This is a genomic window from Streptomyces montanisoli (genome assembly GCF_017813245.1).
GTDB lineage: Bacteria > Actinomycetota > Actinomycetes > Streptomycetales > Streptomycetaceae > Streptomyces > Streptomyces montanisoli.
In genome coordinates, this window is record NZ_JAGIQL010000008.1 from 14,836 (window position 1) to 40,117 (window position 25,282).

A 25,282-nucleotide genomic window follows, 5' to 3' on the forward strand; every position below is an offset into this window, starting at 1 on the left:
CGCCTGCCGTACGGGCACAAGCTCCGACGGGACGCACTGCCGACGGCAGTGAAGCGAACAGGAGCGGACATGGAGATCTCAGGCATCATCTCGGCGATCGTCATCGGCGTCATCATCGGTGTCCTCGGCCGCCTCGTGGTCCCGGGACGCCAGCACATCGGTGTGCTGTGGACGATCATCATCGGCATCGTCGCGGCGTTCATCGGCGCCTGGATCGCGTCGGCCGTCGGTGTCGCCGACACGAACGGCGTCGACTGGATCGAGTGGCTCATCCAGATCGGCCTGGCGGCGCTCGGTATCGCGGCGCTCGACCGCCCGCGGACGCACCGCAGGTGACACCGCGCGCACGGCGCGCGAGAGCAGCAGGCTGACGGCCGCCGATGACGACTCGGCGGCCGTCCCGCTTTCCCTGCCGATCCGCACCCGGCCGGACCACCGCTCGCGCCCCCTTTGATTGGATGGGGCGGTGAACAGCAGTGAAAGCACCGGCCTGACGATCCTCATCCTGGCGGCGGTCGTCCTCGTCGCGGTGGTGTCGAACCGTCTCAGCGAACGCATCCGCGTCCCGGCCCCGTTCCTCTTCCTCGTGTGCGCGGCCGCCGTGTCCGACTTCTTCCCCGCCGTGGGGAAGGCGGTGCCGATCGGGCTGGTCGAGCAGGTCGTCACCGTCGCGCTGATCGTCATCCTCTTCGACGGCGGCCTCGGCATCGGATGGGGCCGTTTCCGTGCCGCCGCCGTGCCCATCGTCTCGCTCGGCGTCGCGGGCACGATCCTGACGACCGGCGCGGTCACGTTGCTCGCGCACTTCGCCTGCGACCTGTCCTGGCGCACCGCGCTGCTGCTCGGCGCCGCGCTCGCCCCGACGGACCCTGCGGTGGTCTTCTCCGTGCTGGGCCGGCGCGAGATCACCGGCCGTACCGGCACGATCCTGGAGGGTGAGTCCGGCACCAACGACCCCGTCGGCATCGCCCTCATGGTCGCCCTGCTCGGCGCGGGCGGCAGCACGGGTGCGCAGGTGGGGCAGATCCTCGTCACGTTCGTCGAGCAGATGGCCGTCGGTGTCGCGGTCGGCGCGGTGGGCGGGTTCGCCCTGCTCTGGTTCATCCGCAAGGTGCCGCTGCCCGGCGCGGGCCTGCACCCGGTGCGCGCGCTCGCCGGGGCGGGGGTCATCTACGGCGCCGCGACCGTCGCGCACGGCTCGGGGTTCCTCGCGGTGCTCGTCGCGGGCGTGCTGCTGGGGGACGAGTCCGTGCCGTACCGCCTGGAGATCCGGCAGGTGTGCTCGGCGCTCGCGAGCCTGGCCGAGATCGTGGTGTTCGTGGCGCTGGGGGCGACGATCGGCCTCGAAGCGCTCGGGAGGGACAACGCCTGGCTGATCGGCCTGGTGCTCGCGGTCCTGCTCGCGTTCGTCGTGCGTCCGCTGCTCGTGGGTCCGCTGCTGCTACCGGTGCGCATGCGGCACGGCGAGCGGGCGTTCGTGCTGTGGGCCGGGCTGAAGGGCGCGGTGCCCATCCTGCTGGGCGGCTTCGCGATCTCGGCGGGCGTGCCGGACTCCCGGCGCATCTACGAGATCATCTTCATGGTCGTCGCCTTCTCCGTGCTGGTCCAGGGCGGCAGCATCGGCTTCGCGGCCAAGCGTCTCGGCGTCCCCATGGAGGAGACCACGCCCACCCCGTGGTCCTTCGGCGTCCGTCTGCCGCACGAGCCCGTGGGCACGCGCCACTACACGGTCAAGGCCGGTGACGACGCCGACGGGACCACGCTGGGCGACGTCGTCACCAACGGCGACGTGTGGGTCAGCACCGTCCTGCGCGACGGTCACCTGCTGCCCATGAGCCCGGACACGGTGCTGCGCCCGCGCGACGAGCTGCTGCTGGTGTCGGGCGAGGCCGAGGAAGGTGCGAAGGCCGCCGGGGACGACGAGGCGGGGGCGGAGCCGGAGAACGAGGACGGGACGGGCGACGAAAGGCCCGGCGAGGACGGCCCCCGATGACGGCCCCCGAGCCCGCACCCCACGGCACCCTCACCGTCGTCGGGGTGGGCGCCGACGGCTGGGCCGGGCTGCCCGACCCGTCCCGGCGCGCGCTGCTCGCCGCTGACGTCGTGATCGGCGCGCCGCGCCAGCTCGCCCTCGTGCCGCCCGAGGCGCGTGCCGAGCGCGTCGCCTGGCCTTCGCCGCTGCGCCCCGCCGTGCCCGGGCTGCTCGCCGGGCACGCGGAACGCGATGTGTGCGTGCTGGCGAGCGGTGACCCGCTGTACTACGGCATCGGCCGCCTGCTCGCCGAGACCGTCGGGGCGGGGCGGCTGCGCGTGCTGCCGCATCCGTCGTCGATGTCGTACGCCTGCGCGCGGCTTGGCTGGCCGCAGGAGGACGTCGAGGTCGTCACTCTCGTCGGCAGGCCGCCCGAGCGGCTCGCGGCCGCCCTGCACGACGGCCGCCGGATCCTCGTGCTGAGCGCCGACGCCACGACGCCGGCCACTGTCGCGTCGCTGCTGCGAGAGCGCGGGTACGGGCCGAGCGCGCTGCACGTGCTGGAGCGGCTCGGCGACGAGGCGGACGGGGCGCACGAGCCGCACGAGGCGCACGGGGCGCACGGGGCGCACGGGGCGCACGGGGCGCACGAGGCGGACGAGACGCGTGAGCCGCGCGAGCCGCATGAGCGGCACCTGCGCGGCACGGCCGACACGTGGGACGAGCCGCCCGGCGACCCGCTGAACATCGTCGCCGTCGAGTGCACGCGTGCTCCGGGCGCCGCCAGGCTCGGCGCCGTACCGGGGCTGCCGGACACGGCGTACGAGCACGACGGCCAGCTCACGAAGCGCCACGTGCGCGCCGCCACGCTCGCGGCGCTCGCGCCCGCGCCCGGGGAACTGCTGTGGGACGTCGGCGGCGGCTCGGGCTCCATCGGCGTCGAGTGGATGCGCACGCACCCGTCGTGCCGCGCGGTGGCGGTGGAGCGCGACCCCGTACGCGCCGAGCGCATCGGCCGCAACGCGCGTGCGCTCGGCGTGCCGGGCCTTGACGTCGTGACGGGCACGGCGCCCGCGGCGCTGACCGCACTGCCGGGCCCGCCGGACGCGGTGTTCGTCGGCGGCGGCCTGACGGCCCCCGGCCTGCTCGAGGCGTGCTGGGCCGCGCTCGGGGAGGGCGGCCGGCTGGTCGCGAACACGGTGACGCTGGAGTCGGAGGCGCTGCTCGCGCGCTGGTACGGGCGGCACGGCGGCGAACTGGTCCGGCTCGCGGTGGCGACGGCGGTGCCCGTGGGGACGTTCACGGGCTGGCGGCAGGCGATGCCGGTGACGCAGTGGTCGGTCACGAAGCAGGCGGCGAACACAGCGGACGACACACCGGACGACACACCGGGAGACACGACATGACGGTCCACTTCATAGGCGCGGGCCCGGGAGCGGCCGACCTCATCACACTGAGGGGCGCCCGGCTGCTGGCGCGCTGCGAGGTGTGCCTGTACGCGGGCAGCCTGGTTCCGACCGACCTGCTCGCTGAGTGCCCGCCGGGCGCGCGGCTGGTCGACACGGCGCGCATGGACCTGGACGCCATTACGGCGGAAATGGTGCGCGCGCACGGCGAGGGCCGTGACGTGGCGCGGCTGCACTCGGGCGACCCGTCCGTCTTCAGCGCCGTCGCCGAGCAGATGCGGCGCCTCGACGCGGCGGGCGTGCCCTACGAAATGGTCCCCGGCGTACCGGCCTTCGCGGCGGCGGCAGCGGCGCTGGGCCGCGAGCTGACGGTGCCGACGGTCGGCCAGACGGTCATCCTCACGCGCGTCGCCCAGCAGGCCACGCCCATGCCCGAGGGCGAGGACCTGGCGACGCTGGGTGCGAGCGGCGCGCTCCTCGTCCTGCACCTGGCGGCGCGGTACGCGGACCGCGTGGCCGCGGAACTGCTGCCGCACTACGGCGCGGACTGCCCGGCGGCGGTGGTCGCGATGGCGAGCAGGGACGACGAACTGGTGCTGCGCGGAACGCTGTCGGACATCGCCGACCAGGTCAGGGCGGCGGGCATCACGAAGACAGCGGTGATCCTGGTCGGCCGCGTACTCGGCGCGACGAGCTTCCGCGACAGCCACCTCTACTCGGCGCAACGCGCACGCTGAGCAAGCGCGTTGAGTACGCACGCTGCGCACGCGTGTCGCGCACGCGTGTCGCGCCGTCCCCGGACGTCAGGACTTGGCCGCTCGTCCCCGCGTGCGCCCGCCCGCTCGCCGGCTCGGCCGCATGAGCCTCCGCGCCAGCAGTACGGCGCCGATCGCAAGCACCCACGCGATCACGAGGGCGACGTAGTCCTTGTCGGGGGTGGTCAGCTCCGCCAGGGTCAAGAGTCCGGCGAACACGGCGAGGAATAGTGCCAGGATGCGCGTCACCACAAGTGCGGCCAGCCGCCGTCGTGACCGCCGCGCGGGCCGGGCGCCCGCGGCGGTGGCGGCGCCTGCCGGTGTGGCGGCGGTCGACGCCGCGGCCGGAACGTCCGGCTTGGGGATGCGCTCCGGGTCGCGCTTCGGCATCCGTACCACCGCCGCGGGCGGCACCGACCGGTCGATGAGGGCGATGCGACTCTGCGTGACGTTCGCGAACATCGTCGGTTCGACGGCGACACGGAACCCGTCGAGGCCGGTCAGGAGGCGGCCGCCGTCCGGGTAGGCCACGACGGCAGCGCAGTCCGCGTAGCGAACGGTCGTCACCCGGTCCCCGGGGCCGTTGCAGCCGACCCCGTCATCCCCGATGACCAGCGTCCACTCGGCGTCCTCGATGGAACGGTGACGCGTCCCGGTGACGGCGGACTCGGGGGCCGAGAACTGGGGCGCCTCGGTGAACCCCGCCCAGTCGGCGCCGCGCCCCGGCGCCTGGAGCAGCGACGTGGCGTACCAGGCGCGTGCCACGTCGCGCACGTCCTCGACGGTGAGGGCCTCGAGTTCCGTCCTCCACTGGGCGGGAGGGAGGGACTCGTGCCCCGTGAGCGCGTTCATGGCGCGCGACACGACGAGCGCGTCCGGTTCGCGCGTCTGGCTCTCGGCCGCCTTCAAACGCTTTGCGCGCACCGAGTCGAGTTCCGACTGCTCGACGTGGCCCGCGCGTAGCCGTGCGAGGGCGTCCACGAAGCCGCCGACCACCGCGTCCTGCTTCTTCGGCAGGGCGTCGGCGTACGCCGTGATGGTCGCGTACTCCGCGTCGCGCGGCGCGTAGGCGGCGGTCGCGGTGTAGGAGTAGCCGCCCGTCCGGCGGAGGTCCGTGTAGAGGGCACGGCCGAGGACGTCGGCGAAGACGGTGGCCGCCACGGACCTGCGCACCACGCCGTCCGCCACGACCACGCCATCGCCACCGTGGACGCAGGCTGGTGTGACGGGCAGCGCCGAAGTGGCTGCCGGAGTGGGCAGGAACTCGCCGTCGGGCAGGGCGAGGTCCAGGGTGCCGGGCACGGTGTCCGAGGTGAACCACAGCACGGCGTTGCCGCGGGTGAACCGCGTACGGGCCCAGTCACGTACGGCATCCGCGTCCAGGTGCCAGCTGCCCAACTCCGTGTAGCTCGCGAGCCCGTAGCCCTGGGCCCCGTAACGCCACAGCGGCAGCGCGTGGTTGGGGCCGTCGCTGCGGCCGGACGCCTCCGTGCGCAGGATCTCGCGCTCGGTCTCCAGCCTGTCAAGCGGCAGGTCCCGCAGGGACGCGCACACGCCGTTGAGGTACGCGACCACTTCCTCCTCGGTCCCCGAGACGTGGAAGACCGTGGCCGTGCTGGTCGTGGCGCCGTTGTAGTGCGCTTCGGTCATGCCCTGGCGGTGCAGCGCCAGGTGTTCCACCAGGTGGGAGATGCCGTGCGTCGCGTACGTCTCGTCCACCGTGCCGACGCGGAAGGCGAGCCCGGCGGAGACCTCGCGGCCCTCGGACGGAGCGGCCGCGTCGGTGGCGGCCGCGTCCGTGGCGGTCGCGTCCGTGGCGGCCGGCGCGGCCAGGAAGGCGCGTATGCCGCACACCTCCGTCTCCCGCACGTGGCCCACCGCCGACGGCGGCGCGGCGTCGCCCGTACCCGTCTGCGCCGCACCGGCGACTGTGGTGGTGTTCTCCGGCATCGGTCAGCCCCTTCTCGGCTTCTCGGCTTGTCAGCTTGTCAGTGTCAGCGCGGTCGTACGGTGGTTGACGAACTGGCTCTCCGGGTCGCCGCGCAGGAAGCCCCAAGGCTGTCTGTCGAACCGTTCGCCGAGCGCCTTGAAGTGCGGGGCGGCCTCGGCGTGATGGCCGCCCGTCGACAGCGCCATCGCGAACAGGGAGTGGCAGGTCACGTCCCAGAAGCCCGGTCGGTGGTCCGGGTGCAGCACTGATCGGGCGGCAGCCTCGGTCAGTTCGTCGCGCACCTCGGGGGAGGCGATGTACTCGCCGTCCGCCGGCTCGTCCAGTTCGAGCCAGTGCTCCATGTGCGCGTCGGCGACCAGCGCCCCCGCCAGGCTCCCCGGCGGCGCGGCGTCCGCGCAGGTGCGGGCGAACTCGTGCAGCGACTCGTACGTACCGCCCCACTTCGGGCACAGTTTCTGCAGCAGATGGCGCTGAGAAGCGAAGTAGTACGGATGGTGCGCCGCCAGCCGGTCGTAGCGGCGACGCGCCTCGCTCTGGCCGAGTTCGAGGCCGCGCGCGGTCGCCAGGCGTGCGTTCCAGGCGAGGGCGTACGAGGGATGGTCCGCGCAGATGCCGATCAGCAACTCCTCGGCGCGCCGAAGCCATTCGTGGAACCGCGTGAACTGGTCCCGCGACACGTACTGGGGCCTGCTGTGGGTGCGGATGTTCCAGCCGACGACGACGTAGCGCGCGGCGACCAGGGTCCTGGCCAGCGGATCGTCCGGATTCTCGGCCGCGGCACGCTCCAGGTACGCCTCGGTGTCGTCGATCTCCGTCAGCATCCGCACGGCGTACGCCTGGTCGTCGTCACCGAGGCCGGTCAGGAACCGCCTGGTCGCGGCCCAGTCCCCGGCCTGCGCGGCGGACCGCAGCGGGACGAGCGCGGGCGTCGTGACGTAAGGGTCCGACTGCGGCCCGGCGGGCGGTGGGACGGGAGACGGCGGATCAACGGGAGGCATGGCGAGTCCTCGGGATGGATGGACATGGGCGTCCAGCACGCCTCGGTGTTGGTGACCCTGAGGTGTGCAGACGATGACCGGAGTGTGAAGCCGCAGGTTAGCAGCAGGCGGTGACGGAAGGGGAGAGAGATACGGAACGGGGCCTGCGCCACCCGGGCATCCGACGGCTGGGAGCCGCTGAGAGTGGATCGCTCTCTGCGGGGCCGAGCCCTTACGGCGCGGGCGGGACGGTCCCGACCCGCAGGTATTTCGCGAACTCGATGTCACTGAGGGAGGCGTAGGTGCCGGCGTCGCCGTCCGGCGGCTTCGACCCGTACTCGGACGCGAAGCTGAACCTGTCGGCGTTCTTGACGTCGAAGGCGCCGTACGTCTGCAGTGCCTTCGCGACCATCCGCTCGTACGGCTTGAGCGTGGGGTCGGAGTCGATGTCGTAGGCGGGGTCGAGCCAGATGAACTGCCCCTCGTGCCAGCGGCCCTTCTCCCGGCCGTCGCTCGCCACCGCCGGGAACACGTGCCGGCCGTCGTTGTCGGGGGCGCCGAAGCTCAGGGCGTGATCGATGCGCCCGGCCTTCCAGTCCGCGCGAGTGATCACTCCTGCGAGACGGGAGAAACCACCGCCGGTGGCCTTGCCCTTCTTGACGATCGACGCGCGGCGGGTGTCGGTCACGGCGCCCCACTCGCAGCTCGGCCTGCCTGCCTGCACCTTGATCCGCCAGCACTCCACCGCCTGCCCGTCCGGCGCGATCACCACTGTCCATTCCCTCTTCGGCGCCTTCCACGACGCGTCCCAGGGGAAGCGGACGCCGGCGAACGGGTCGGGCCCCCAACTGCCGATGTGCTCGCGTGGGGTGACCGCGTAGGTCGGGGTGCTGGACGTGGCCCGGTACACCGGAAATCCGGCCGTGCCGGTGTACAACTGCACCTTGCCAGGGGCGAGCAGGTCGTCGACCAGTTCGGCGGAGCCGGACGCCAGATGGGGATGCGGGTGCGGCTGGTTGAAGACGTCGCCCTCGGCGAACAGGCGGGAGGCCTCGGCGTGGCCCGATGACGGCTGCTTGTCCTGCGGCAGGTTCGCGAGTACGACGCCGGCGGCGGCCAGGGCGAGCGCGGTAGCACCGACGACGGCAATGACCCACCTCCGCCGAGCGGTTGACGGTGGTGGTGCCGTTGTCGTTGCCTCGTCGAGCTCGTCCCGCGCGGCTCGCCACCGCCGTTCCCATTCCGCACGATCCCCGTCGCAGGCTTCGGCGTAGGCCAGAGCGACGTCAAGGGGCGGAAGTTGTGCGCCCTGCGCGGCAGCGGACAGGGCGCTGGAGGACTGCCCCGTACGCGCGGCCATCTGGCGGTAGGTCGGGCCGCCCGCGGAGTGGCGGAGGGCTCGTAACTCGGAGGCGAACCGCGCCGCCGGACCGCGCTCCGCATCACCCGGCATGCCCGTCTCCCCTCCAATGACGTGTACGCGGCTCCGCCAAGTCTAGAGGTGTGGTACGGCAGTTGGAGAGACCAGAACATCCAGGAAGCCGGTTTCGCGCGGCGGCGCGAGGCAGCAGGATGGGTGCATGGACCAGGGATGGGCGGCCATCGTGGGGGCCGGAGTCGGCGTCGTCGGCACGTTGAGCACCTCGTGGCTGAAGACGACAGCGGATCGGCGTCTGGCCCGCGACCAGGGGGCGGCCGAACACGGCAGGGAGTTGCGGGGCGAGCGCCGCGAGGTGTACCTCGCCTTCACGGAGGCCGCGGAGCCGGTCGACGCCGTGCTGCACCGCATAGCCCACCAGGACGGCGTGCCGGCCGCCGTCCGCGACGCCCCGCCCCCGACGGACGTGCTGCGGGAGGCCGTCGAGGAACTCGGCAAGGCGGTGCACACCCTGTACAAGGCGCAGGCACGGCTCGACCTCATGGGCCCGGAGGGCGTGGCCGAGGAGGCCGTGAACGTGTGGTCGGACGTGCGGTCCCTGCGGACGTACCTCGAGCGCGTGCTCCAGGGGCAGTTGCCGGACGACGGCTACCCGGCCGGCCTCGAACGCGCGGTGGACGCGGTGGAGGCGAGCCGCGAGAGGTTCGCCCGGCGCGCTCGCGAGGTGATGGAGACCGCGCCCTGAACTCAGGCGTTGATCCGCTCGGCGAGGAGGTCGGCGACCGTGTGCGGTTCGCGGCCCAGGAGTTCGGCCAGCAGCGGGCCGGTTTCCGCGAAGTGGCCGCTGCGCGCGGCGTCGAAGAACGGCAGCAGCATGCGCGCCATCGGCTCTGGTGTGCCGGAGGCGATCCGGCCGGTGAGCCACTGCTCGTCGTCCAGGACGACTCGGTTGATGTCACGGCCGGTGAGTTCGGCCGCGGTCGTGGCGATGTCGCCGAAGGTGACGGCACGGCGCGCGGTGAGCGTGACGGGGCCGTCGAAGGGGCGTTGACCGGCGAGGATGACCGCTGTGGCTTCGGCGGCGTCGGCGCGGTCCGTCCAGGAGACGGGGCCGTCGGCCGGTGCGGCTATCGCGCCGGTCGCCTGCCAGGGGCCGAGCAGCCAGTCGAGGCTGTGCGCGTAGAAGCCGTTGCGAAGCGACGTCCAGGCGATCCCCGACGCCGCGAGCAGCGCTTCGGTGGCGGCGTGCTCGTGCGCCGGGGCGAACGGGCTGCCGGGGCGCACATTCTGGTGACTGGTGTACAGGACGCGCTGCGCGCCCGCGGCGGCCGCGGCCTCGATCGCGTTGCGGTGCAGGCCGATTCCGTCGGCGGCGGGGTCGTTCTGGGAGACCAGCAGGACCTGTTCGGCGCCCTCGAACGCGTAACGCAGCGCTGCCGGGTCGTCGTAGGAGCCGCGCCGTACGCGCACGCCGCGATCGGCGAGATGCTGTGCTTTGGTGACGTCGCGGACGCTGACGCCGATGCGGGCCGCGGGGATGCGTTCGAGCAGGTGCCCGACGACGGCGCCGCCCAGGGCGCCGGTCGCGCCGGTGATGACGATCACGCTGTGTCGCCTCCGTTGTGTTGTGTCGAGGGGCGCCGGTAGGGGCGAGGGGGACGCTCCGCCGTTCATCGGCGCTGGATCAGCGGCAGCACGATGTCGTCCACGATGTGCTCGACGAAGCCCTGGTCGCAGGGCTCCCCGACGAATACGAGCCGGTGGACGATGAGCGCCGGGACGATCTCGGCGAACAGTCCGGCGGCTCCGGGAACGAGGTGCTCGTCCTGGATGCCGCCGAACGGCTGCTCGGTCATCGCCGCTTCGTCGCGGCGCAGGATCCGCCGCATCTCCGCCGCCAGGTCCGGATCGCTGCGCATGCCGGCGAAGAGGGCGCCGAGCAGCCCGATCTCCTGCTCGGCGATCTGTTCGGTCAGCCATGCCACGGTCCCCAGCAGGGCCTGCCGGAGATCACCGGCCGGGATCGCGGGCGGAACGCTCGCCGCGCGGTGCTCGACCGCCGCGGCCACCAGCGCGGCCTTGCCGGCGTGGCGCCGGTAGACCGTGGGCTTGCCCACCCCTGCTTCGGCCGCGACCGATTCGATGGACAACTGGTCGTATCCGACCTCGACCAGCAGCCTCAGCGTCGCGTCGAGGATCGCCAGATCCCGGCCGGAGTCGCGAGGTCTGCCCCGGGCAGGCTCCGCGCCGCGGCTGCCGGGCATCATGCTCATCTCCATTTACGAAACGGAACGGGTACGTAATGAAAATAGGCCGGAGCGTGCCGGAGGTCAACCCCGATCGACACCGAGCCCGTCCCTGCCCGCGCGACTGCGCTTGTTGACCTCGTCGAGGCGGGCGCGCAGCTGCTGGCGCGGGTCCTGCGCCGACTCCGCGCCGGGCGCGGGCGCGTCGCCGTCGTCGCTGTCCCGGTCCGGACACGTCGGGCCCCCGCACCGGCACGGGGGCCACTCCAAGGCGGATCCGGGCGGGAGTTCGCCGCCGTCCGAGGCGGACCCGTCCTTGGGGACGATCAACGCCCCATCGGCGCCGAAGGCTTCGGTCAGGGTGGACAGCATGCGTCGGCTCGGGCTTCGGCTCATTTCGGCGGCGCTACCTCTCGTGATTGCGGAGTGTGTCGAACACCTCACAATCTGCTGCCTCCTGCCCTAGCCTCGGAAGGGTTCGCGGTCGTGGGTCCGAACGTGAGAAATCGCGGGCGCCCGCGTCTCGTGAGCCGCTGTTGCAACGAGCCCACGGGAGTACGCACATGGCCCGCCCGCCGCGCCAACTCACGCCCGACCTTTCGGCGCGCCACCTGTTCGGCGCGAAGATGCGCGTGTTCCGGGACAGGAACGGCATGACGCTCGACAGTCTCGCGGCCGTCGTCCACATGAGCCGGAGCCACCTGTCCCGCGTCGAATGCGCCGAGTACATGCCACCGGCCGACCTCCCGCCCGCGCTGGACGCGGCGTTCGGGACGGACGGCATCTTCCAGGAGCTGTACGCGCTGGCGCGCCGGGAGATCCATCCCGATCAGTACCGCAGGCGAATGGAGCTGGAGGCGCGGGCGCAGGTGATCGAGGAGTATTCCGGCCATACCGTTCCGGGCCTCGCGCAGACGGAGGACTACGCACGCGAGATCTTCCGCGCCAGCGATCCCCGGGCGCCGGAGGAGCATGTCGAGTCGCTGGTGAGCGCCCGGTTGAGCCGGCAGAAGCTCCTGACGGCGAACCCGGCGCCGGAACTGGTGATGATCCTCGACGAGGCGGTGCTGCGGCGGCCTGTCGGCGGCGCCGGGGTCATGGGCGAACAGTTCGCCCGCCTGATCGAGTTGGCGGACACGCCCACAACCAGTGTGCAGGTGCTGCCGTTCAGCCACGGGGCGCACGCCTTGCTGGGTGGCTCCCTGACCCTGCTGACCCTGGACGACCGCACGACGGTCGCGTACGAGGAGAGCATCGGAACGGGCACGTTGATCGAGGACTTGGAGGAGGCCACAGCCAGGCGCCGGGCTTACGATCGCATCAGGGGACACGCCCTGCCGCCGCGCGACTCGGCGGCGATGATCCGTTCGGCCCGGGAGGCTCTGTCAGATGAACACCACTGCCTCGGACGTCCGGCGTGAGACATGGGTGAAGTCCAGCTACAGCAACGGCAATGGCGGCAACTGCCTGGAGTGGGCGCCGCTGCTCGCTGCCGCGAGCGGCGCGGTGCCGGTCCGTGACAGCAAGTCGCGCTCGGCGGGCGTTCTGGTTTTCCCGGCCGGGAGTTGGGACGTGTTCGTGACGGCGACCGCGCTGGGGCGCTTCTCCAGTCGCGGAAGCGGCCGCCTCGGGTAATGGCGGGTGGCCCCGACCTCCGGCGATCTCGTCACAGGAGCGTGCCGCGCTTCACGAACCCTTCCAGCAACGCTGCCACCGTCTCGTGCTCGATCTGCGATTGCGCGGTCGCCAGGACCAGCTTCTCTGCCGCGTCCACGTCGAGCGGTTCCGTCAGGTCGTAGCCGTTCACGCCGAGGAGGGCGATGGCTGCCGTGGCGTTCCCCGCCTACTCGTTTTCGAGGCGCTTGTTCAGGACGGCCGATGCACGGGCCGTGCGGACGGCCAGCGCGGTGATCTTTCGGCGCCGCACCTCGGCCAGGACGGCATCATGAGCCAGTCTCTTCAGGCTGATGTCCTCCTTCTCCGCCTGGTCGCGGAGCGAGGCCATCTCCTCTTCGGTGAACACTACGTTGAGTACGGGCACGACCGCCCTCCCCTTGGTGCCTGGACTGGTACCAACGCGGGCGCGCATCCGCGGCTCTGCCTTCGGGCACGCCACCCCTGGCTGCAGGTGACCTGTGTCACGCGACCTCCTCGCCGAAGAGATCGGCGTTCGCTTCGACGTCATTCGCGGCTTGCGCCCGCCAGGCTCGAACGGCGGGGGCCGCGTCGCGGAGTTGCTGAGCCCTCAGCGCACGCTCGACGTAGGCCCCGCGCGCCGCCGTCAGCGCGGGGCCGCGCGGCCCACGATCGTGCCCGCGCGGTCGATGCAGATGACGTCCACCGCGATCGGCGCCGACGCGCCGCGCAGGACCGACAGGGCCTCGTCGCGGGCGCGTGCCGCTACCGCGTCGCCCAGGGGGACATGCGCCGCCTCGGACATGCGCAGCGCCTCCAGGCCGGTGTTCGCCGCGGCCACGCTCGCCGCCAGGTCCGCGCTGCCGCCGGCGCCGCGCGCGAGTTCGCCCAGGAGGTCCTTGTTGACCTGCGAGCGCGCCGAGTGCAGGTCCAGGTGGCCCGCGGCCAGCTTCGAGAGCTTGGCGAAGCCGCCGCAGAGCGTGAGGCGGTCGACCGGGTGGCGGCGTACGTACTTGAGGACCGCGCCCGCGAAGTCGCCCATGTCGAGCAGGGCGTCCTGCGGCAGGCCGTAGACCTCGGTGACGGTCCGTTCCGACGTCGAGCCCGTGCAGCCCGCCAGGTGCGTGCGGCCCGCCGCGCGTGCCACGTCCACGCCGCGGCGGATCGAGTCGATCCACGCCGAGCACGAGTACGGCACCACGATGCCCGTCGTGCCGAGGATCGACAGGCCGCCGAGGATGCCGAGGCGCGGGTTCCACGTCGAGCGGGCGATCTCCTCGCCGTCGTCCACCGAGACGGTGATCTCGACGTCGGCCGCCGCGCCGTCGCCGTGGACCGCGGCGACCTGCGCCATGTGCTCGGTCATCATGCGCCGCGGCACCGGGTTGATCGCCGGCTCGCCCACGTCGAGCGGCAGCCCCGGGCGGGTGACCGTGCCGACGCCGGGGCCCGCGCGGAAGACCACGCCCGCGCCCGGCGCGAGCCGCCGCACCGTCGCGCGTATCAGCGCGCCGTGCGTGACGTCCGGGTCGTCGCCCGCGTCCTTGATCACGCCCGCCGTGGCACTGCCCTGGGCGTGGGCATGGGTATGGGTATGGGTATGGGTTTGGTCCTCGATCGCCAGTGCGAACGACGGACGCTCGCCGCGCGGCAGCGTGATCGTCACCGGGTCAGGAAACTCGCCGGACAGCAGCGCGGTGTACGCGGCGGTCGCGGCCGCGGTCGCGCAGGCCCCGGTCGTCCAGCCGGGCCGCAGGCCGGTGTGTTTGAGTTGGGCCTCCCGGCCGCCACTCCCGGCGGGCCTAGCCATGGAGGCGTCCGATGCGGCACGTGCTGATCCTCGGCGGCACCACCGAGGGCCGCCGCCTCGCCGAGGCGCTGACGGGAGCCGAGGCGCTGACGGGAGCCGGGGCGTCCGCCGGGACGGGCGCGCCAGGCGTGCGCGTGACCAGCTCCCTCGCCGGCCGCGTCGCCCGCCCCGTGCTGCCGCCCGGTGAGGTCAGGATCGGCGGCTTCGGCGGGGCCGAAGGCCTCGCCGCCTGGCTGCGCGAGCACCGCGTGGACGCACTCATCGACGCCACCCACCCCTTCGCCGGGACCATCTCTGCCAACGCGGCGCGTGCCGCCGCCACCAGCCATGTTCCCCTGCTCCGGCTGCTGCGCCCCGGCTGGGTCCCCGTCCCCGGCGACGACTGGCGCCGCGTCGCGTCCCTGGACGGCGCCGCCGACGCGCTCGCCGCCGGGCCGTGGCGCCGCGTCTTCCTCACCACGGGCCGCATGGGCCTCGGCGCCTTCGCCCACCTGGACGGCCTGCGCTTCCTCGTACGGTCGGTGGACGCGCCCGAGCCGCCACACCCCCGCCACCTGGACACGCTCCTCGACCGCGGCCCCTTCACGCTGGACGGCGAGCGCGCGCTGCTGCGCCGGTACGCGATCGACGTCGTCGTCACGAAGGACAGCGGCGGGTCCGCCACCGCGCCCAAGCTCGCCGCGGCCCGCGAGGCGGGGCTGCCGGTGGTCGTGGTGTGCCGCCCGCCCGCGCCCGGGGGCGTGCGGACGGCGGACACCGTCGCCGAGGTGCTGGCCTGGCTGGAAGCGATCGGACGCCGAGAGGCGGTCGGATGCCGAGAGGCGATCAGACGCCGAGCAGGTCGGTGAGGTCGTCGGCGTGCTCCTCCTCTTCCTCCAGGATCGACTCCATCAGCCGGCGCGTGGTGGGGTCGTGGTCCCCCAGCCAGCGGACGATCTCCTGGTAGGTGGAGATGACGATCCGCTCCGCCAGGAGGTTGTCCTTCAGCATCGCCTTGAGGTCGCCGTGCGGAGGAGTGGTGTAGTCGGTGTGGGAGCGTTCCACCAGCGTGGCGGGGTCGAAGTCGGGATCGGCGCCGAGCTGGGAGAGGCGTTCCGCGGCACGGACGGCGTGCTGCATCTCCTCGGCCGCGTGCTCCGTGAACTCCGCCGACACCTGGGCGCGGTCGATGCCGACGGCCGAGATCGCGTGGCGGGTGTAGCGAAGCCAGCACACCACCTCGGTGGCGACCACGTCGTTGAGTACGGCGATGACCCGGTCGGTGTCGAGGCCGTAGGTGTTGGTGATCGGGCCCGCGTCCATCTTCTTACGGGCCTCTTCGCGGATCCTGGTGACGTCCAGTACGAAGGAGTCCTTTGAGTGCTTGGAGTCCTTTGAGTCGTTCGAGCCGCTCGAGTCGCTCATGTCGGTTCAATCCCCTCTGCTCGCGGATGCGGTCGGCAGCAGGAAGCCCTTCCCGCCGCCGCCGTGCGAGCTCACGCTTGGACCGGAGAATGACCTGTTCGTGGCATGTCGGACGGCGCGGATGCGCGGTCCGAGGAGGTCGGGCAGCCCGGAGAGGGCGCGGCGCCCGGCCCGGCACGGCTGCCGTGCCGGGCCGGGCGGTGCCCAGCCTCAGGCCTCCGGGTAGCGCCGTGGCGTGAAGGCGATCTCGCCGCCCGCGCGTCGCGTCGCGACCGTCTGGGACGAGCCCACGAGCAGGATCGTGCGCATGTCCACCTGCGCCGGGTCCAGGTCCCCGAGCCGTACGATGCGGACGCTCTCCTGCGGGCCGCCCACGTCACGCGCCAGGACGACCGGCGTGTCGGGCGTGCGGTGTTCGAGCAGCAGCTCACGCGCCTTGCCGACCTGCCAGGTGCGCGACTTCGAGCCCGGGTTGTACAGCGCCATCGCCAGGTCCGCCGAGGCCGCCGCGTGCAGCCTCGCCGCGACCACCTCCCACGGCTTGAGCCGGTCGGAGAGCGAGATCACCGCGTAGTCGTGGCCGAGCGGCGCGCCCGCGCGGGACGCGGCCGCGTTGGCCGCCGTCACGCCCGGCACGATCCGCACCGGCACGTCCCTGTACGGGTCGGACGACGCGACCTCCAGCACCGCCGTCGCCATCGCGAAGACGCCCGGGTCCCCGGACGAGACGACGGCGACCCGGTGGCCGCGCCGCGCCAGGTCGAGCGCGAACTCGGCGCGCTCCGACTCCACCTTGTTGTCCGACGGGTGGCGCCGCTGCCCCGGCCGTACGGGCACCCTGTCGAGGTACGTCGTGTAGCCCACCAGGTGCTCCGCGGCGGCCAGTTCGCCGCGCGCCTCGGGCGTCAGCCACAGCGGACCCGCCGGTCCCGTGCCGACGACGACGACCTCGCCGCGCGCGGGGGCCGAAGGGCGCGCCTCCGCCGACCGCCGCGGCCGCGCGTCGGCGCGGCTCGGCAGCACCGTCACCGCGAAGTACGGCACCGACTCCGGGTCGGTCTCCGCGAGCGGTCCCGTCCGCTCGCCGTCCATCGTGGCGCGCTCCACGTACCGCGCGTCGTCCAGCCGCCCCGCCCGCTCCACCGCGCGCCGCACCGCGGGGAACGTACGGCCCAGCTTCATGACGACCGCCGAGTCCGACGAGGCGAGCCGAGCGGCCAGCTCCTCCTCCGGCAGCGTGCCGGGGAGGACCGTCAGCACCTCCTCGCCCTCCACGAGCGGCGCACCGAGGCGCGCCGCGGCCGCGGAGACGGAGGTCACGCCCGGGATGACCTCCGTCGGGTAGCGGTGCGCGAGGCGCTTGTGCATGTGCATGTACGAGCCGTAGAAGAGCGGGTCGCCCTCGGAGATCACCGCGACCGTGCGGCCCGCGTCGAGGTGGGCGGCGAGGCGCGCGGCCGCCTCCTCGTAGAACGCGTCGATGGCACCCTGGTAGCCGCCGGGGTGGTCGGTCGTCCCGGTCGTCACCGGGTAGACGAGCGGCTCCTCGATGTGGTCGGCGCGCAGGTGACCGGCGGCGATGGCGCGGGCGATCGACCTGCCGTGGCGGGCGCTGTGGTACGCGACGACATCGGCCTCCGCGATCGCGCGCACCGCGCGCACGGTCATCAACTCCGGGTCGCCGGGGCCGAGTCCGACGCCGTAGAGGCGTCCTGTACCGGCGCTTTGCGGGATTTCGGGACGCGGGGTTTCGGGGTGCGGGAGTTCACGGTGTGTGCTCAACGTTCGTCCTCGCTCGCGATCGCGTTCAGTGCCGCCGCGGCCATCGCGCTGCCGCCGCGCCTGCCCCGTACGACGAGGTGTTCGAGGCCCGACGGGTGCGCGGCCAGCGCGTCCTTGGACTCGGCGGCGCCGATGAAGCCCACCGGCACGCCGATGACGGCGGCCGGGCGCGGCGCGCCCTGCTCCACCATCTCCAGCAGCCGGAACAGCGCGGTCGGCGCGTTGCCGACGGCGACGACCGCGCCGCCCATGCGCTCCCGCCACAGTTCGAGCGCGGCGGCGCTGCGCGTCGTGCCGAGTTCGGCGGCGAGCGCGGGCACGGACGGGTCGCCGAGCGTGCACACCACCTCGTTGTCCGCGGGCAGCCGCCTGCGGGTCACCCCGCTGGCGACCATCTTCGCGTCGCACAGGATCGGCGCGCCCGCGCGCAGCGCCTCGCGTGCGCGCGAGACGACGCCGGCGGTGTGGCCGATGTCCTCGACGAGGTCGACCATCCCGCAGGCGTGGATCATGCGGACGACGACCTGCGCCACGTCGCCGGGCAGGCCCGACAGGTCCGCCTCGGCGCGGATGGTCGCGAAGGAGCGGCGGTAGATCTCGGAGCCGTCCTTCTCGTAGTCGAATCCGGTGGGCGTCGTCATCCTGTACCCGTCCCTGTCCCTGTCCCCGTTGTCGTCGTGTACGTACCCTCGGCCGTCGCCACCTTGTCGACGTAGCGGCCCTGCGGGTGCCCGCAGCGGCGCGCGCAGCCCGAGAAGTAGACGGGCAGGCCGGGCGCGTGCGCGCCGAGGGAAGCCGCGGCGTCGGCGCGTACGTCCGCGAGCGCCTTCGCGCAGCCGGGGCGGCCCGTGCAGGCGCCGACGCCGTACCAGGGGGAGTCCGCGCTCGTCACGAGTCCGGCCGCCGCCGCACGCGCGAGCAACTCCTCGGCCGCGCCGTGCGTCAGGCCCGGGACGACGATCCCGCGCCACGGCGTGACCCGCAGGCCGCCGCCCGCCGACGCGAGCAGCCGCCACTGCGCGGCGGTCGCCCTGCCGAGCCGCGGCTGGACGGAGACGGCCGCGCGTACCTGTCCTGGTGGCGTGATGACACCCAGCGCGGGCGGCCCGCCCTGCGGCTCAGGCCCGCCCTCCCGAGCGGGGCGCTCAGGCCGCGCGGGCCGCGCCGTGATGCCCGCCGACGCGAGCGCGGCCGCGAGACGTGCGGACAGATCGTGCCCTTCGGGCAGTTCCCGTACGCGCCAGGCGCCGGACGCGGCCGCCGCCCCGAGGAACGCCTCGGCGGCGGCCAGCGCGGCGCGCGGCGCGTCGGCGTCCCGTACCCGCAGGCGGTCGTCGCCGGCCCTGAGGACCGCCGTCCCGCCGGCCGGTTCTGCGAGCAACGTCACATCCGCGCCGAGCGCGGCCACATCCCCCCGGCCGTCGTCGAGCGCGAACAGGAAACGGCCGGAAAGGCCCGCCGCCGTGTCGCTCCCGCACACCAGGGCGTCGAGTGCGCGCACCCACAACCGAACGTCGGCGAAGGGGCGTTGGTCCTCTCCCGCGAGCGGCGACGCGACGATGTTCCGCGCGCGTTCGTGCCGCTCGGACGGGAGCAGCCCGGCGGCGCGCAGCGTCTCGGCGAGCGGTCCCGCGCAGGCGTCGGAAAGGCCCCTCAGCTGAACGTTTCCACGCGAGGTGAGGTCGAGCCGGCCGTCCCCGAGCCGCTCGGCCGCGTCGGCCAGCGCGAACGGCTGACGAGCCGTCAGCAACCCACCGGGCAGGCGCAGCCGGGCCAGTCGGCCGTCGTCCGCCGCATGCAGCCGCAGCGCACCCGGGCAGGCGTCGCCGCGCTCGCGCACGGCCTGGCCGTGCGGGTTCGCGCCGGTCGGCGGGGTGGTGGGTGGCATGGCGGCGAGCATACCCACGTACCGGGACTCCTCCCCGGGCAGACCGGGAGCGCCTACTATCGACACAACCAGCGACGGCGTCTGGGAGGAAGCCCGGTGCGAATCCGGCGCGGTCCCGCCACTGTGAACCCGGCAGCACCTGCCGGGCGAGCCAGGAACTCCCGCCGTCCTCCCACCGCCCGGGGCGCGGACCCCGAGGAAGGCAAGACGCCGCATGCTCCTGCTCCTGTCGACGTCCGACACCGATCTGCTCTCCGCCCGCGCCGCGAACGCCGACGGCGGACCCGTGCGGTTCCGGTTCGCCAACCCCTCCCGCCTGCCCCTCGACGACCTGCCGGGGCTGCTCGACGGCGCCGACCTCGTCGTCGTGCGCCTGCTCGGCGGCGTGCGCGCCTGGCAGGACGGGATCGACGCCCTCCGCGCCTGCGGCAAACCCCTCGTCGTGCTGACCGGCGAGCAGGCGCCCGACGCCCAGCTGATGGAGGCGTCCACCGTCCCGATCGGGATCGCCGCCGAGGCGCACGCCTACCTCGCGCACGGCGGCCCGGCGAACCTGGACCGGCTGGCGCGGTTCCTCTCCGACACCGTGCTGCTGACGGGCCACGGCTTCGAGCCGCCCGCGCCCGCACCGTCCTGGGGCGTTTTGGAGCGCGCGACCACGCCCGAAGCCTCGCCCGGCAAGGACGCACCAGACGCACAAAAGGCGGCACCAGACGCACAAAACGCACCACTCATCGCCGTGCTCTACTACCGCGCCCACCACATGAGCGGCAACACCGGCTTCGTCGACGCCCTGTGCTCCGCGATCGAGGACGCGGGCGGCCGCGCCCTCCCGCTGTACGTGGCGTCCTTGCGCGCGCCCGAGCCCGAGATGCTGGACGCGCTGCGCCCGGCGGACGCGCTCGTCACCACCGTCCTCGCGGCCGGCGGCACCCGGCCCGCCGGGGCGTCGGCGGGGGAGGACGACGAGTCGTGGGACGCGGGCGCGCTCGCCGCGCTCGGCGTGCCGATCCTGCAGGCCCTGTGCCTGACCGGTTCGCGCGCGGACTGGGCGGCCAACGACGAGGGCCTGTCGCCGCTGGACGCGGCCGGCCAGATCGCGGTGCCCGAGTTCGACGGGCGGCTGATCACGGTCCCGTTCTCGTTCAAGGAGATCGACGAGGACGGCCTGCCGTCCTACGTGGCCGACCCGGAGCGCGCGGCGCGCGTCGCCGGCACCGCCGTGCGCCACGCCCGCCTGCGGCACGTGCCCAACGCGGACAAGCGCATAGCGCTCGTCCTGTCCGCGTACCCGACGAAGCATTCCCGCATCGGCAACGCCGTCGGGCTCGACACCCCCGCGAGCGCCGTCGCGTTGCTGCGCCGACTGGTCGCCGAGGGCTACGACTTCGGCGACACCGACGCCATCCCCGGCTTCGCCTCCGGCGACGGCGACGAGCTGATCCGCGCCCTCATCGACGCGGGCGGCCACGACCAGGAGTGGCTCACCGAGGAGCAGATGGCGCGCAACCCGGTGCGCGTCCCGGCCGCCGACTACCGCCGCTGGTTCGCGCAACTCCCGTCCGAACTCAGGCAGTCGGTCGAGCACCACTGGGGCGAGGCGCCCGGCGAGATGTTCGTGGACCGTTCCCGTCACCCGGACGGCGACATCGTCCTGGCCGCCCTGCGCCGCGGCAATCTGCTCGTCCTCATCCAGCCGCCGCGCGGCTTCGGCGAGAACCCCATCGCCATCTACCACGACCCCGACCTGCCGCCCTCGCACCACTACCTCGCCGCCTACCGGTGGATCTCCGCGCCACGCGCCGAGGGCGGGTTCGGCGCCGACGCGATGGTTCACCTCGGCAAGCACGGCAACCTGGAGTGGCTGCCCGGCAAGAACGCGGGCCTGTCCGCCGCCTGCGCGCCCGACGCGGCGCTGGGCGACCTGCCGCTCGTCTACCCGTTCCTCGTCAACGACCCGGGCGAGGGCACGCAGGCCAAGCGGCGCGCGCACGCCACGCTGATCGACCACCTCGTCCCGCCCATGGCGCGCGCCGAGTCATACGGCGACATCGCACGCCTGGAGCAACTCCTCGACGAGCACGCGCAGATCGCCGCCATGGACCCGGCGAAGCTGCCCGCGGTCCGCGCGCAGATCTGGACGCTGATCCAGGCCGCGAAGCTCGATCACGACCTCGGGCTCGACGGCGATCAGCGCCCCGACGACGAGGGGTTCGACGAGTTCGTGCTCCATGTGGACGGCTGGCTGTGCGAGATCAAGGACGCGCAGATCCGCGACGGCCTGCACGTGCTGGGCGCCGCGCCCACCGGCGAGGCCCGCGTCAACCTCGTACTGGCCGTCCTGCGCGCCCGGCAGATCTGGGGCGGTACGCGGTCGCTGCCAGGACTGCGCGAGGCGCTCGGCCTCGACGAGTCGGCGGCCACGCGCACGGCGGCCGACGACATCGAGGCGCGGGCGCGTGCCCTGGTCCAGGCGATGGAGGACGCGGACTGGGCGCCGTCCGCCGTGGCCGGGGTCGCGGCGGGCGAGCCGGAGGGGGTGGCCGCCATCCTCACGTTCGCCGCGCAGGAGGTCGTGCCGCGCCTCGCCGGGACGACGGACGAGATCGACCACACGGTCCTCGCGCTGAACGGCGGCTTCGTGCCGGCGGGCCCGTCCGGATCGCCGCTGCGCGGCCTCGTCAACGTCCTCCCGACGGGCCGCAACTTCTACTCCGTCGACCCGAAGGCCGTGCCGAGCCGACTGGCCTGGGAGACGGGCCAGGCGCTCGCCGAGTCCCTGCTGACGCGCTATCGCGACGACAACGGCGCGTGGCCCGACTCCGTCGGCCTCTCCCTGTGGGGGACGAGCGCCATGCGCACGGCGGGCGACGACATCGCGGAGGCGCTCGCGCTGCTCGGCGTGCGCCCGGTGTGGGACGACGCGTCGCGGCGCGTGACGGGCCTCGAACCGATCGCCCGCGACGAGCTCGGCCGCCCCAGGATCGACGTCACCCTGCGCATCAGCGGCTTCTTCCGCGACGCGTTCCCCCACGCGATCGGCCTGCTGGACGACGCGGTGCGGCTGGCCGCGTCCCTGGACGAACCGGCGGACGACAACCGCGTACGGGCCCACGCGCGCGCCGACATGGCGGCGGGCGCGGACGAACGCACCGCCACCACCCGCATCTTCGGCTCCCGCCCCGGCACGTACGGCGCGGGGCTGCTCCAGCTCATCGACAGCCGCGACTGGCGCACCGACGCCGACCTCGCCGAGGTCTACACGGCGTGGGGCGGCTACGCGTACGGGCGCGGGCTCGAAGGGCGGGCGGCGCGCGAGGAGATGGAGTCCGCGTACCGGAGGATCGCGGTCGCGGCGAAGAACACCGACACGCGCGAGCACGACATCGCCGACTCGGACGACTACTACCAGTACCACGGCGGCATGGTCGCCACGGTCCGCGCGCTGAAGGGCACGGCACCCGAGGCGTACGTGGGCGACTCGACGCGCCCGGAGACCGTCCGCACGCGCACGCTGGTGGAGGAGACGTCCCGGGTGTTCCGCGCGCGGGTCGTCAACCCGCGCTGGATCGAGGCGATGCGGCGCCACGGCTACAAGGGCGCGTTCGAACTCGCCGCGACCGTGGACTACTTGTTCGGCTACGACGCGACGACGGGTGTGGTCGCCGACTGGATGTACGACAAGCTGACGGAGACGTACGTACTCGACGAGCAGAACCGCGAGTTCCTCCAGCAGGCCAACCCGTGGGCCCTGCACGGCATGGCGGAACGCCTCCTGGAGGCGGAGTCCCGCGGCATGTGGGCGAAGCCGGACCCGCGCGTGCTCGCGGAGCTGCGGCAGGTCTTCCTGGAGACGGAGGGCGACCTGGAGTCGGACGAGGCCTAGCGGGTACTTCCGGCGTCCAAGTTGCGCAGCAGGAACTCCAGTTGGTGCTCCAGCATCCGGGCGAACGTGTCGCCGGCCGATGCGGCGTGCGTCGTCCCGCTCAGTGGCAGCACCTCGTGCGGTTTCCCGGCGGCCAGCAGCGCGGCGGACAGCCGCAGCGTGCCGGCCACGAAGACGTTGTCGTCCGCGAGACCGTGCACCAGCAGGAGCGGGCGGCGGAGCTTCGGGGCATCGGCGAGCAGTGACGACGTCTCGTAGTGCTCCGGGTAGCGGTCGGGCGAACCGAGGTAGCGCTCCTTCCAGCAGGCGTCGTACAGCCGCTGGTCGGTGACCGGGGCGCCCGCCACCGCGGCGTGGAAGACGTCGGGCCGGCGCAGCACCGCGGCGGCGGCCAGCGTCCCGCTGAACGACCAGCCGCGGATGGCGACCCGGCCGAGGTCGAGCTCCGGGCGCCGCTCGGCGGTCGCGTGCAGGGCGGCGACCTGGTCGGCCAGGGCCGGGCCGACCAGGTCACCGTGGATCTCCTTCTCCCAGCGCGGCCCGCGCCCCGGCGTTCCGGCGCCGTCCGCCACCAGCACCGCGAAGCCCTGTTCCGCGAACCACTGCGAGACGAAGTCGTGACCGCTCTGCTCGGCCAGCACCTTCTGCAACGCGGGGCCGCCGTAGGGGTCGAGGAGCACCGGCAGCGGTGCGTCGCCTGGCCGGTGCCAGGACGGCAGGAAGAGGTGCGTGCGCAGGGCGCGCGGCCCGACGGCGGCGGACTCGACGCGCAGTTCGAGCAGGGGCCGCTGGGCGTGCGAGACGATCTCGACGGGCGCGGCGGCGGTGTAGTCCGCCCGAGGTCGGCCGTTGTGTCCGGCCGCCTGCCGGTGCACGGAGGTACGCGAGCCCGGCAGGTCCGGCGTGCGGGCGGTGTGCACGAGCGTGCCGCCGCCGAACACACCGGAGTGCACCCCCGGCTGCTCGGTCAGTCGGCGAACGCCCTGTTCAGGGCGGTAGCTCCACAGGTGGCGCTCGGTGGGCTCCTCGGCGGCCACGAAGAACACCGTCTCGCCGTCCACCGCGAGCACCTCGTGCAACTGCAATCCGTCAGGCGTCACCGGCGCGCCCCCGACGCTCAAGTGCCGGGTGGCGCCCCGGTCGAGGGTGTCGACCAGCAGGCCGGTGGCCATGCGCGCGGGCACCCCCGGCACCAGCAACTCCACCCAGCGCTCGTCCTGCCGCTCGGCCAGCAGGCGGGTCGTACCGTCCACCGGATCGACGGCCAGCACCTTGAGCGTGCGCTGGTCGCGGCTGAGCACGGCGGCGAACGGGCCGTGCTCGTCCCAGCCGGCCACCGGCACGTACTCGAACGCGTCGCGGTCCCACCGCACTTGCTGCCGTTTGCCCGCCAGGTCCGCGATCCAGAGTGTGACCTCGGCGTTGGCGGTACCGACTTGCGGATAGCGCATGGCGCGCGGTGGCTTGGCAGGGTCGGCCGGTTCGGAGAGGTACCGGAGCTGAACCTCGCGGTTGTCCACCCGGGTGGCCAGCAGCCGGTCCCCGTCCGGCGCCCACCAGTACGCACGGTGGCGTCCCATCGACTCGCTCGCCGCGTGCTCGGGCAGGCCGAAGAAGACGTCGGGACCCTCCGCCGGGTCCGGCGTGGCGACCGTCCGATCGCCGCCGCCGTCGGCGCCGATCACCCGGAGCGCGCCGCCGGAGACGTAGGCGACGTGCCGGCCGTCCGGGGACGGGCGCGGGTCCACCACCGGCTGCCGAGCGGGCAGCTCCCGGAGGGCGCCTGAGCCGGTCTCCACCACCCACAGCCGACCGGAGAGCGCGAAGACGGCCAGCCGGGTGGCCGTGTCGGTGGCGTAGTCGGTGATCCCGGCGGCCTGCTGCCGTGCGCGCTCGCGCCGGACGCGCTCCTCCTCCGGCACCTCGTCGGCCGCGCCGCCCAGCAGTTCGGCGGGGTCGGCCAGCAGCCGCTCCTCACCGGTCGCCACGTCGAGCACCCACAGGCACCCGACCGGATCGTCCCCCGCCCGGCTCCGCACGAACAGAACGGCGTCACCGTCCGGCGCCACGGTGAACCGGGCAGGCGCGCCGAGGGTGTAGCGGCGGGTGCGGGTGAACTGTCGGGGAAGGTCGGAAGTCGGCATGCCCGACACTGTGACACCCGCGCGAGGCGGCGGCGCCGCATTTTCCGG

23 protein-coding genes and 1 riboswitch are annotated in these 25,282 nt (G+C 73.5%); of the genes, 9 read left to right on the top strand and 14 right to left on the bottom strand.

Annotated elements, in window-relative coordinates; translation table 11 throughout:
* Positions 1-69 precede the first annotated feature (69 nt).
* From JFN87_RS03815 to cobM, 4 genes are all read left to right on the top strand, one after another.
* Positions 70-336, top strand: coding sequence for a GlsB/YeaQ/YmgE family stress response membrane protein (locus JFN87_RS03815; RefSeq protein WP_209338414.1), 267 nt, complete (start codon positions 70-72; stop codon positions 334-336).
* Between the two features lie 130 nt (positions 337-466).
* The gene (locus JFN87_RS03820) at positions 467-1,993 is read left to right on the top strand and encodes a cation:proton antiporter domain-containing protein (protein ID WP_209338415.1); all 1,527 of its coding nucleotides are present in this window, start codon (positions 467-469) and stop codon (positions 1,991-1,993) included.
* A complete protein-coding gene (gene cbiE, locus JFN87_RS03825) occupies positions 1,990-3,378 on the top strand; it encodes a precorrin-6y C5,15-methyltransferase (decarboxylating) subunit CbiE (protein ID WP_209338416.1) in 1,389 nt (462 codons plus the stop codon). Before JFN87_RS03820 ends, cbiE begins: the two co-directional genes overlap by 4 nt.
* Positions 3,375-4,115 carry a precorrin-4 C(11)-methyltransferase gene (cobM, locus tag JFN87_RS03830; protein ID WP_209338417.1) on the top strand — a complete coding sequence of 247 codons (741 nt, stop codon included), beginning with the start codon at positions 3,375-3,377 and terminating at the stop codon, positions 4,113-4,115. The genes cbiE and cobM overlap by 4 nt, the downstream gene beginning before the upstream one ends.
* Before the next feature lie 66 nt (positions 4,116-4,181).
* Here the strand turns inward: cobM and JFN87_RS03835 are convergent, their stop codons facing one another.
* The 3 genes from JFN87_RS03835 to JFN87_RS34260 all read right to left on the bottom strand — a co-directional run bounded on the left by JFN87_RS03835 (position 4,182) and on the right by JFN87_RS34260 (position 8,514).
* Positions 4,182-6,083 (bottom strand): M16 family metallopeptidase, encoded by a 1,902-nt coding sequence (locus tag JFN87_RS03835; protein WP_209338418.1) that lies wholly within the window; start codon positions 6,081-6,083, stop codon positions 4,182-4,184.
* Between the two features lie 30 nt (positions 6,084-6,113).
* Positions 6,114-7,082, bottom strand: coding sequence for a hypothetical protein (locus JFN87_RS03840; RefSeq protein ID WP_209338419.1), 969 nt, complete (start codon positions 7,080-7,082; stop codon positions 6,114-6,116).
* A 211-nt stretch (positions 7,083-7,293) separates the two neighbouring features.
* Positions 7,294-8,514, bottom strand: coding sequence for a helix-turn-helix domain-containing protein (locus tag JFN87_RS34260; protein WP_307865288.1), 1,221 nt, complete (start codon positions 8,512-8,514; stop codon positions 7,294-7,296).
* Between the two features lie 127 nt (positions 8,515-8,641).
* On the opposite strand from JFN87_RS34260, the gene JFN87_RS03850 reads away from it, so the two are divergent.
* Positions 8,642-9,184, top strand: coding sequence for a hypothetical protein (locus JFN87_RS03850; protein ID WP_209338420.1), 543 nt, complete (start codon positions 8,642-8,644; stop codon positions 9,182-9,184).
* Positions 9,185-9,186: 2 nt separating this feature from the next.
* Here JFN87_RS03850 and JFN87_RS03855 read toward each other — a convergent pair whose 3' ends face one another.
* The 3 genes from JFN87_RS03855 to JFN87_RS03865 all read right to left on the bottom strand — a co-directional run bounded on the left by JFN87_RS03855 (position 9,187) and on the right by JFN87_RS03865 (position 11,081).
* The gene (locus JFN87_RS03855) at positions 9,187-10,044 is read right to left on the bottom strand and encodes an NmrA family NAD(P)-binding protein (RefSeq protein WP_209338421.1); all 858 of its coding nucleotides are present in this window, start codon (positions 10,042-10,044) and stop codon (positions 9,187-9,189) included.
* A 65-nt stretch (positions 10,045-10,109) separates the two neighbouring features.
* Positions 10,110-10,706, bottom strand: a complete 597-nt coding sequence (locus JFN87_RS03860; RefSeq protein ID WP_245178697.1) for a TetR/AcrR family transcriptional regulator — start codon at positions 10,704-10,706, stop codon at positions 10,110-10,112.
* 63 nt (positions 10,707-10,769) lie between these two features.
* On the bottom strand, positions 10,770-11,081 hold the full coding sequence (locus tag JFN87_RS03865) for a hypothetical protein (protein WP_209338422.1): 312 nt from the start codon (positions 11,079-11,081) through the stop codon (positions 10,770-10,772).
* Between the two features lie 167 nt (positions 11,082-11,248).
* On the opposite strand from JFN87_RS03865, the gene JFN87_RS03870 reads away from it, so the two are divergent.
* Positions 11,249-12,106: a helix-turn-helix domain-containing protein gene (locus JFN87_RS03870; protein WP_209338423.1), complete on the top strand. Its 858-nt coding sequence runs from the start codon at positions 11,249-11,251 to the stop codon at positions 12,104-12,106.
* Positions 12,075-12,320 carry a DUF397 domain-containing protein gene (locus JFN87_RS03875; protein ID WP_209338424.1) on the top strand — a complete coding sequence of 82 codons (246 nt, stop codon included), beginning with the start codon at positions 12,075-12,077 and terminating at the stop codon, positions 12,318-12,320. Before JFN87_RS03870 ends, JFN87_RS03875 begins: the two co-directional genes overlap by 32 nt.
* A gap of 31 nt (positions 12,321-12,351) precedes the next feature.
* Here the strand turns inward: JFN87_RS03875 and JFN87_RS03880 are convergent, their stop codons facing one another.
* From JFN87_RS03880 to JFN87_RS03890, 3 genes are all read right to left on the bottom strand, one after another.
* On the bottom strand, positions 12,352-12,492 hold the full coding sequence (locus tag JFN87_RS03880; RefSeq protein WP_209338425.1) for a hypothetical protein: 141 nt from the start codon (positions 12,490-12,492) through the stop codon (positions 12,352-12,354).
* Positions 12,493-12,528: 36 nt separating this feature from the next.
* The gene (locus tag JFN87_RS03885) at positions 12,529-12,726 is read right to left on the bottom strand and encodes a hypothetical protein (RefSeq protein WP_209338426.1); all 198 of its coding nucleotides are present in this window, start codon (positions 12,724-12,726) and stop codon (positions 12,529-12,531) included.
* A 240-nt stretch (positions 12,727-12,966) separates the two neighbouring features.
* Positions 12,967-14,130, bottom strand: a complete 1,164-nt coding sequence (locus JFN87_RS03890; protein WP_209338427.1) for a cobalt-precorrin-5B (C(1))-methyltransferase — start codon at positions 14,128-14,130, stop codon at positions 12,967-12,969.
* Positions 14,131-14,141: 11 nt separating this feature from the next.
* On the opposite strand from JFN87_RS03890, the gene JFN87_RS03895 reads away from it, so the two are divergent.
* Complete coding sequence (locus JFN87_RS03895; protein WP_209338428.1) at positions 14,142-14,978, top strand: cobalt-precorrin-6A reductase; 837 nt, start codon at positions 14,142-14,144, stop codon at positions 14,976-14,978.
* Here the strand turns inward: JFN87_RS03895 and JFN87_RS03900 are convergent.
* The 4 genes from JFN87_RS03900 to cobG all read right to left on the bottom strand — a co-directional run bounded on the left by JFN87_RS03900 (position 14,956) and on the right by cobG (position 19,204).
* A complete protein-coding gene (locus JFN87_RS03900; RefSeq protein ID WP_209338429.1) occupies positions 14,956-15,534 on the bottom strand; it encodes a ferritin-like domain-containing protein in 579 nt (192 codons plus the stop codon). The two genes, JFN87_RS03895 and JFN87_RS03900, sit on opposite strands and share 23 nt — an antisense overlap.
* Positions 15,535-15,744: 210 nt before the next feature.
* A complete protein-coding gene (locus JFN87_RS03905; protein ID WP_209338475.1) occupies positions 15,745-17,268 on the bottom strand; it encodes a precorrin-2 C(20)-methyltransferase in 1,524 nt (507 codons plus the stop codon).
* Positions 17,269-17,312: 44 nt separating this feature from the next.
* On the bottom strand, positions 17,313-17,957 hold the full coding sequence (locus tag JFN87_RS03910; RefSeq protein ID WP_209338430.1) for a precorrin-8X methylmutase: 645 nt from the start codon (positions 17,955-17,957) through the stop codon (positions 17,313-17,315).
* Positions 17,954-19,204, bottom strand: a complete 1,251-nt coding sequence (gene cobG / locus JFN87_RS03915) for a precorrin-3B synthase (protein WP_245178698.1) — start codon at positions 19,202-19,204, stop codon at positions 17,954-17,956. The genes JFN87_RS03910 and cobG overlap by 4 nt, the downstream gene beginning before the upstream one ends.
* 85 nt (positions 19,205-19,289) lie before the next feature.
* Positions 19,290-19,365: riboswitch (cobalamin riboswitch) on the top strand.
* Positions 19,366-19,418: 53 nt separating this feature from the next.
* Here cobG and cobN point away from each other — a divergent pair.
* Entirely contained in the window at positions 19,419-23,090 is a 3,672-nt protein-coding gene (gene cobN / locus JFN87_RS03920) for a cobaltochelatase subunit CobN (protein ID WP_209338431.1), read from the top strand.
* On the opposite strand, the gene JFN87_RS03925 is transcribed toward cobN, so the two are convergent.
* On the bottom strand, positions 23,087-25,234 hold the full coding sequence (locus tag JFN87_RS03925; protein ID WP_209338432.1) for a S9 family peptidase: 2,148 nt from the start codon (positions 25,232-25,234) through the stop codon (positions 23,087-23,089). The two genes, cobN and JFN87_RS03925, sit on opposite strands and share 4 nt — an antisense overlap.
* Positions 25,235-25,282: the final 48 nt, after the last annotated feature.

Coding starts and splice junctions, on each gene's coding strand:
- cobG (WP_245178698.1), bottom strand. CDS start 19,204: ATGCCACCCACCACCCCGCCGACCGGCGCGAACCCGCACGGCCAGGCC.
- JFN87_RS03840 (WP_209338419.1), bottom strand. CDS start 7,082: ATGCCTCCCGTTGATCCGCCGTCTCCCGTCCCACCGCCCGCCGGGCCG.
- JFN87_RS03910 (WP_209338430.1), bottom strand. CDS start 17,957: ATGACGACGCCCACCGGATTCGACTACGAGAAGGACGGCTCCGAGATC.
- cbiE (WP_209338416.1), top strand. CDS start 1,990: ATGACGGCCCCCGAGCCCGCACCCCACGGCACCCTCACCGTCGTCGGG.
- JFN87_RS03925 (WP_209338432.1), bottom strand. CDS start 25,234: ATGCCGACTTCCGACCTTCCCCGACAGTTCACCCGCACCCGCCGCTAC.
- JFN87_RS03895 (WP_209338428.1), top strand. CDS start 14,142: ATGCGGCACGTGCTGATCCTCGGCGGCACCACCGAGGGCCGCCGCCTC.
- JFN87_RS03815 (WP_209338414.1), top strand. CDS start 70: ATGGAGATCTCAGGCATCATCTCGGCGATCGTCATCGGCGTCATCATC.
- JFN87_RS03860 (WP_245178697.1), bottom strand. CDS start 10,706: ATGATGCCCGGCAGCCGCGGCGCGGAGCCTGCCCGGGGCAGACCTCGC.
- JFN87_RS03835 (WP_209338418.1), bottom strand. CDS start 6,083: ATGCCGGAGAACACCACCACAGTCGCCGGTGCGGCGCAGACGGGTACG.
- JFN87_RS34260 (WP_307865288.1), bottom strand. CDS start 8,514: ATGCCGGGTGATGCGGAGCGCGGTCCGGCGGCGCGGTTCGCCTCCGAG.
- cobM (WP_209338417.1), top strand. CDS start 3,375: ATGACGGTCCACTTCATAGGCGCGGGCCCGGGAGCGGCCGACCTCATC.
- JFN87_RS03865 (WP_209338422.1), bottom strand. CDS start 11,081: ATGAGCCGAAGCCCGAGCCGACGCATGCTGTCCACCCTGACCGAAGCC.
- JFN87_RS03900 (WP_209338429.1), bottom strand. CDS start 15,534: ATGAGCGACTCGAGCGGCTCGAACGACTCAAAGGACTCCAAGCACTCA.
- cobN (WP_209338431.1), top strand. CDS start 19,419: ATGCTCCTGCTCCTGTCGACGTCCGACACCGATCTGCTCTCCGCCCGC.
- JFN87_RS03870 (WP_209338423.1), top strand. CDS start 11,249: ATGGCCCGCCCGCCGCGCCAACTCACGCCCGACCTTTCGGCGCGCCAC.
- JFN87_RS03890 (WP_209338427.1), bottom strand. CDS start 14,130: ATGGCTAGGCCCGCCGGGAGTGGCGGCCGGGAGGCCCAACTCAAACAC.
- JFN87_RS03850 (WP_209338420.1), top strand. CDS start 8,642: ATGGACCAGGGATGGGCGGCCATCGTGGGGGCCGGAGTCGGCGTCGTC.
- JFN87_RS03875 (WP_209338424.1), top strand. CDS start 12,075: ATGAACACCACTGCCTCGGACGTCCGGCGTGAGACATGGGTGAAGTCC.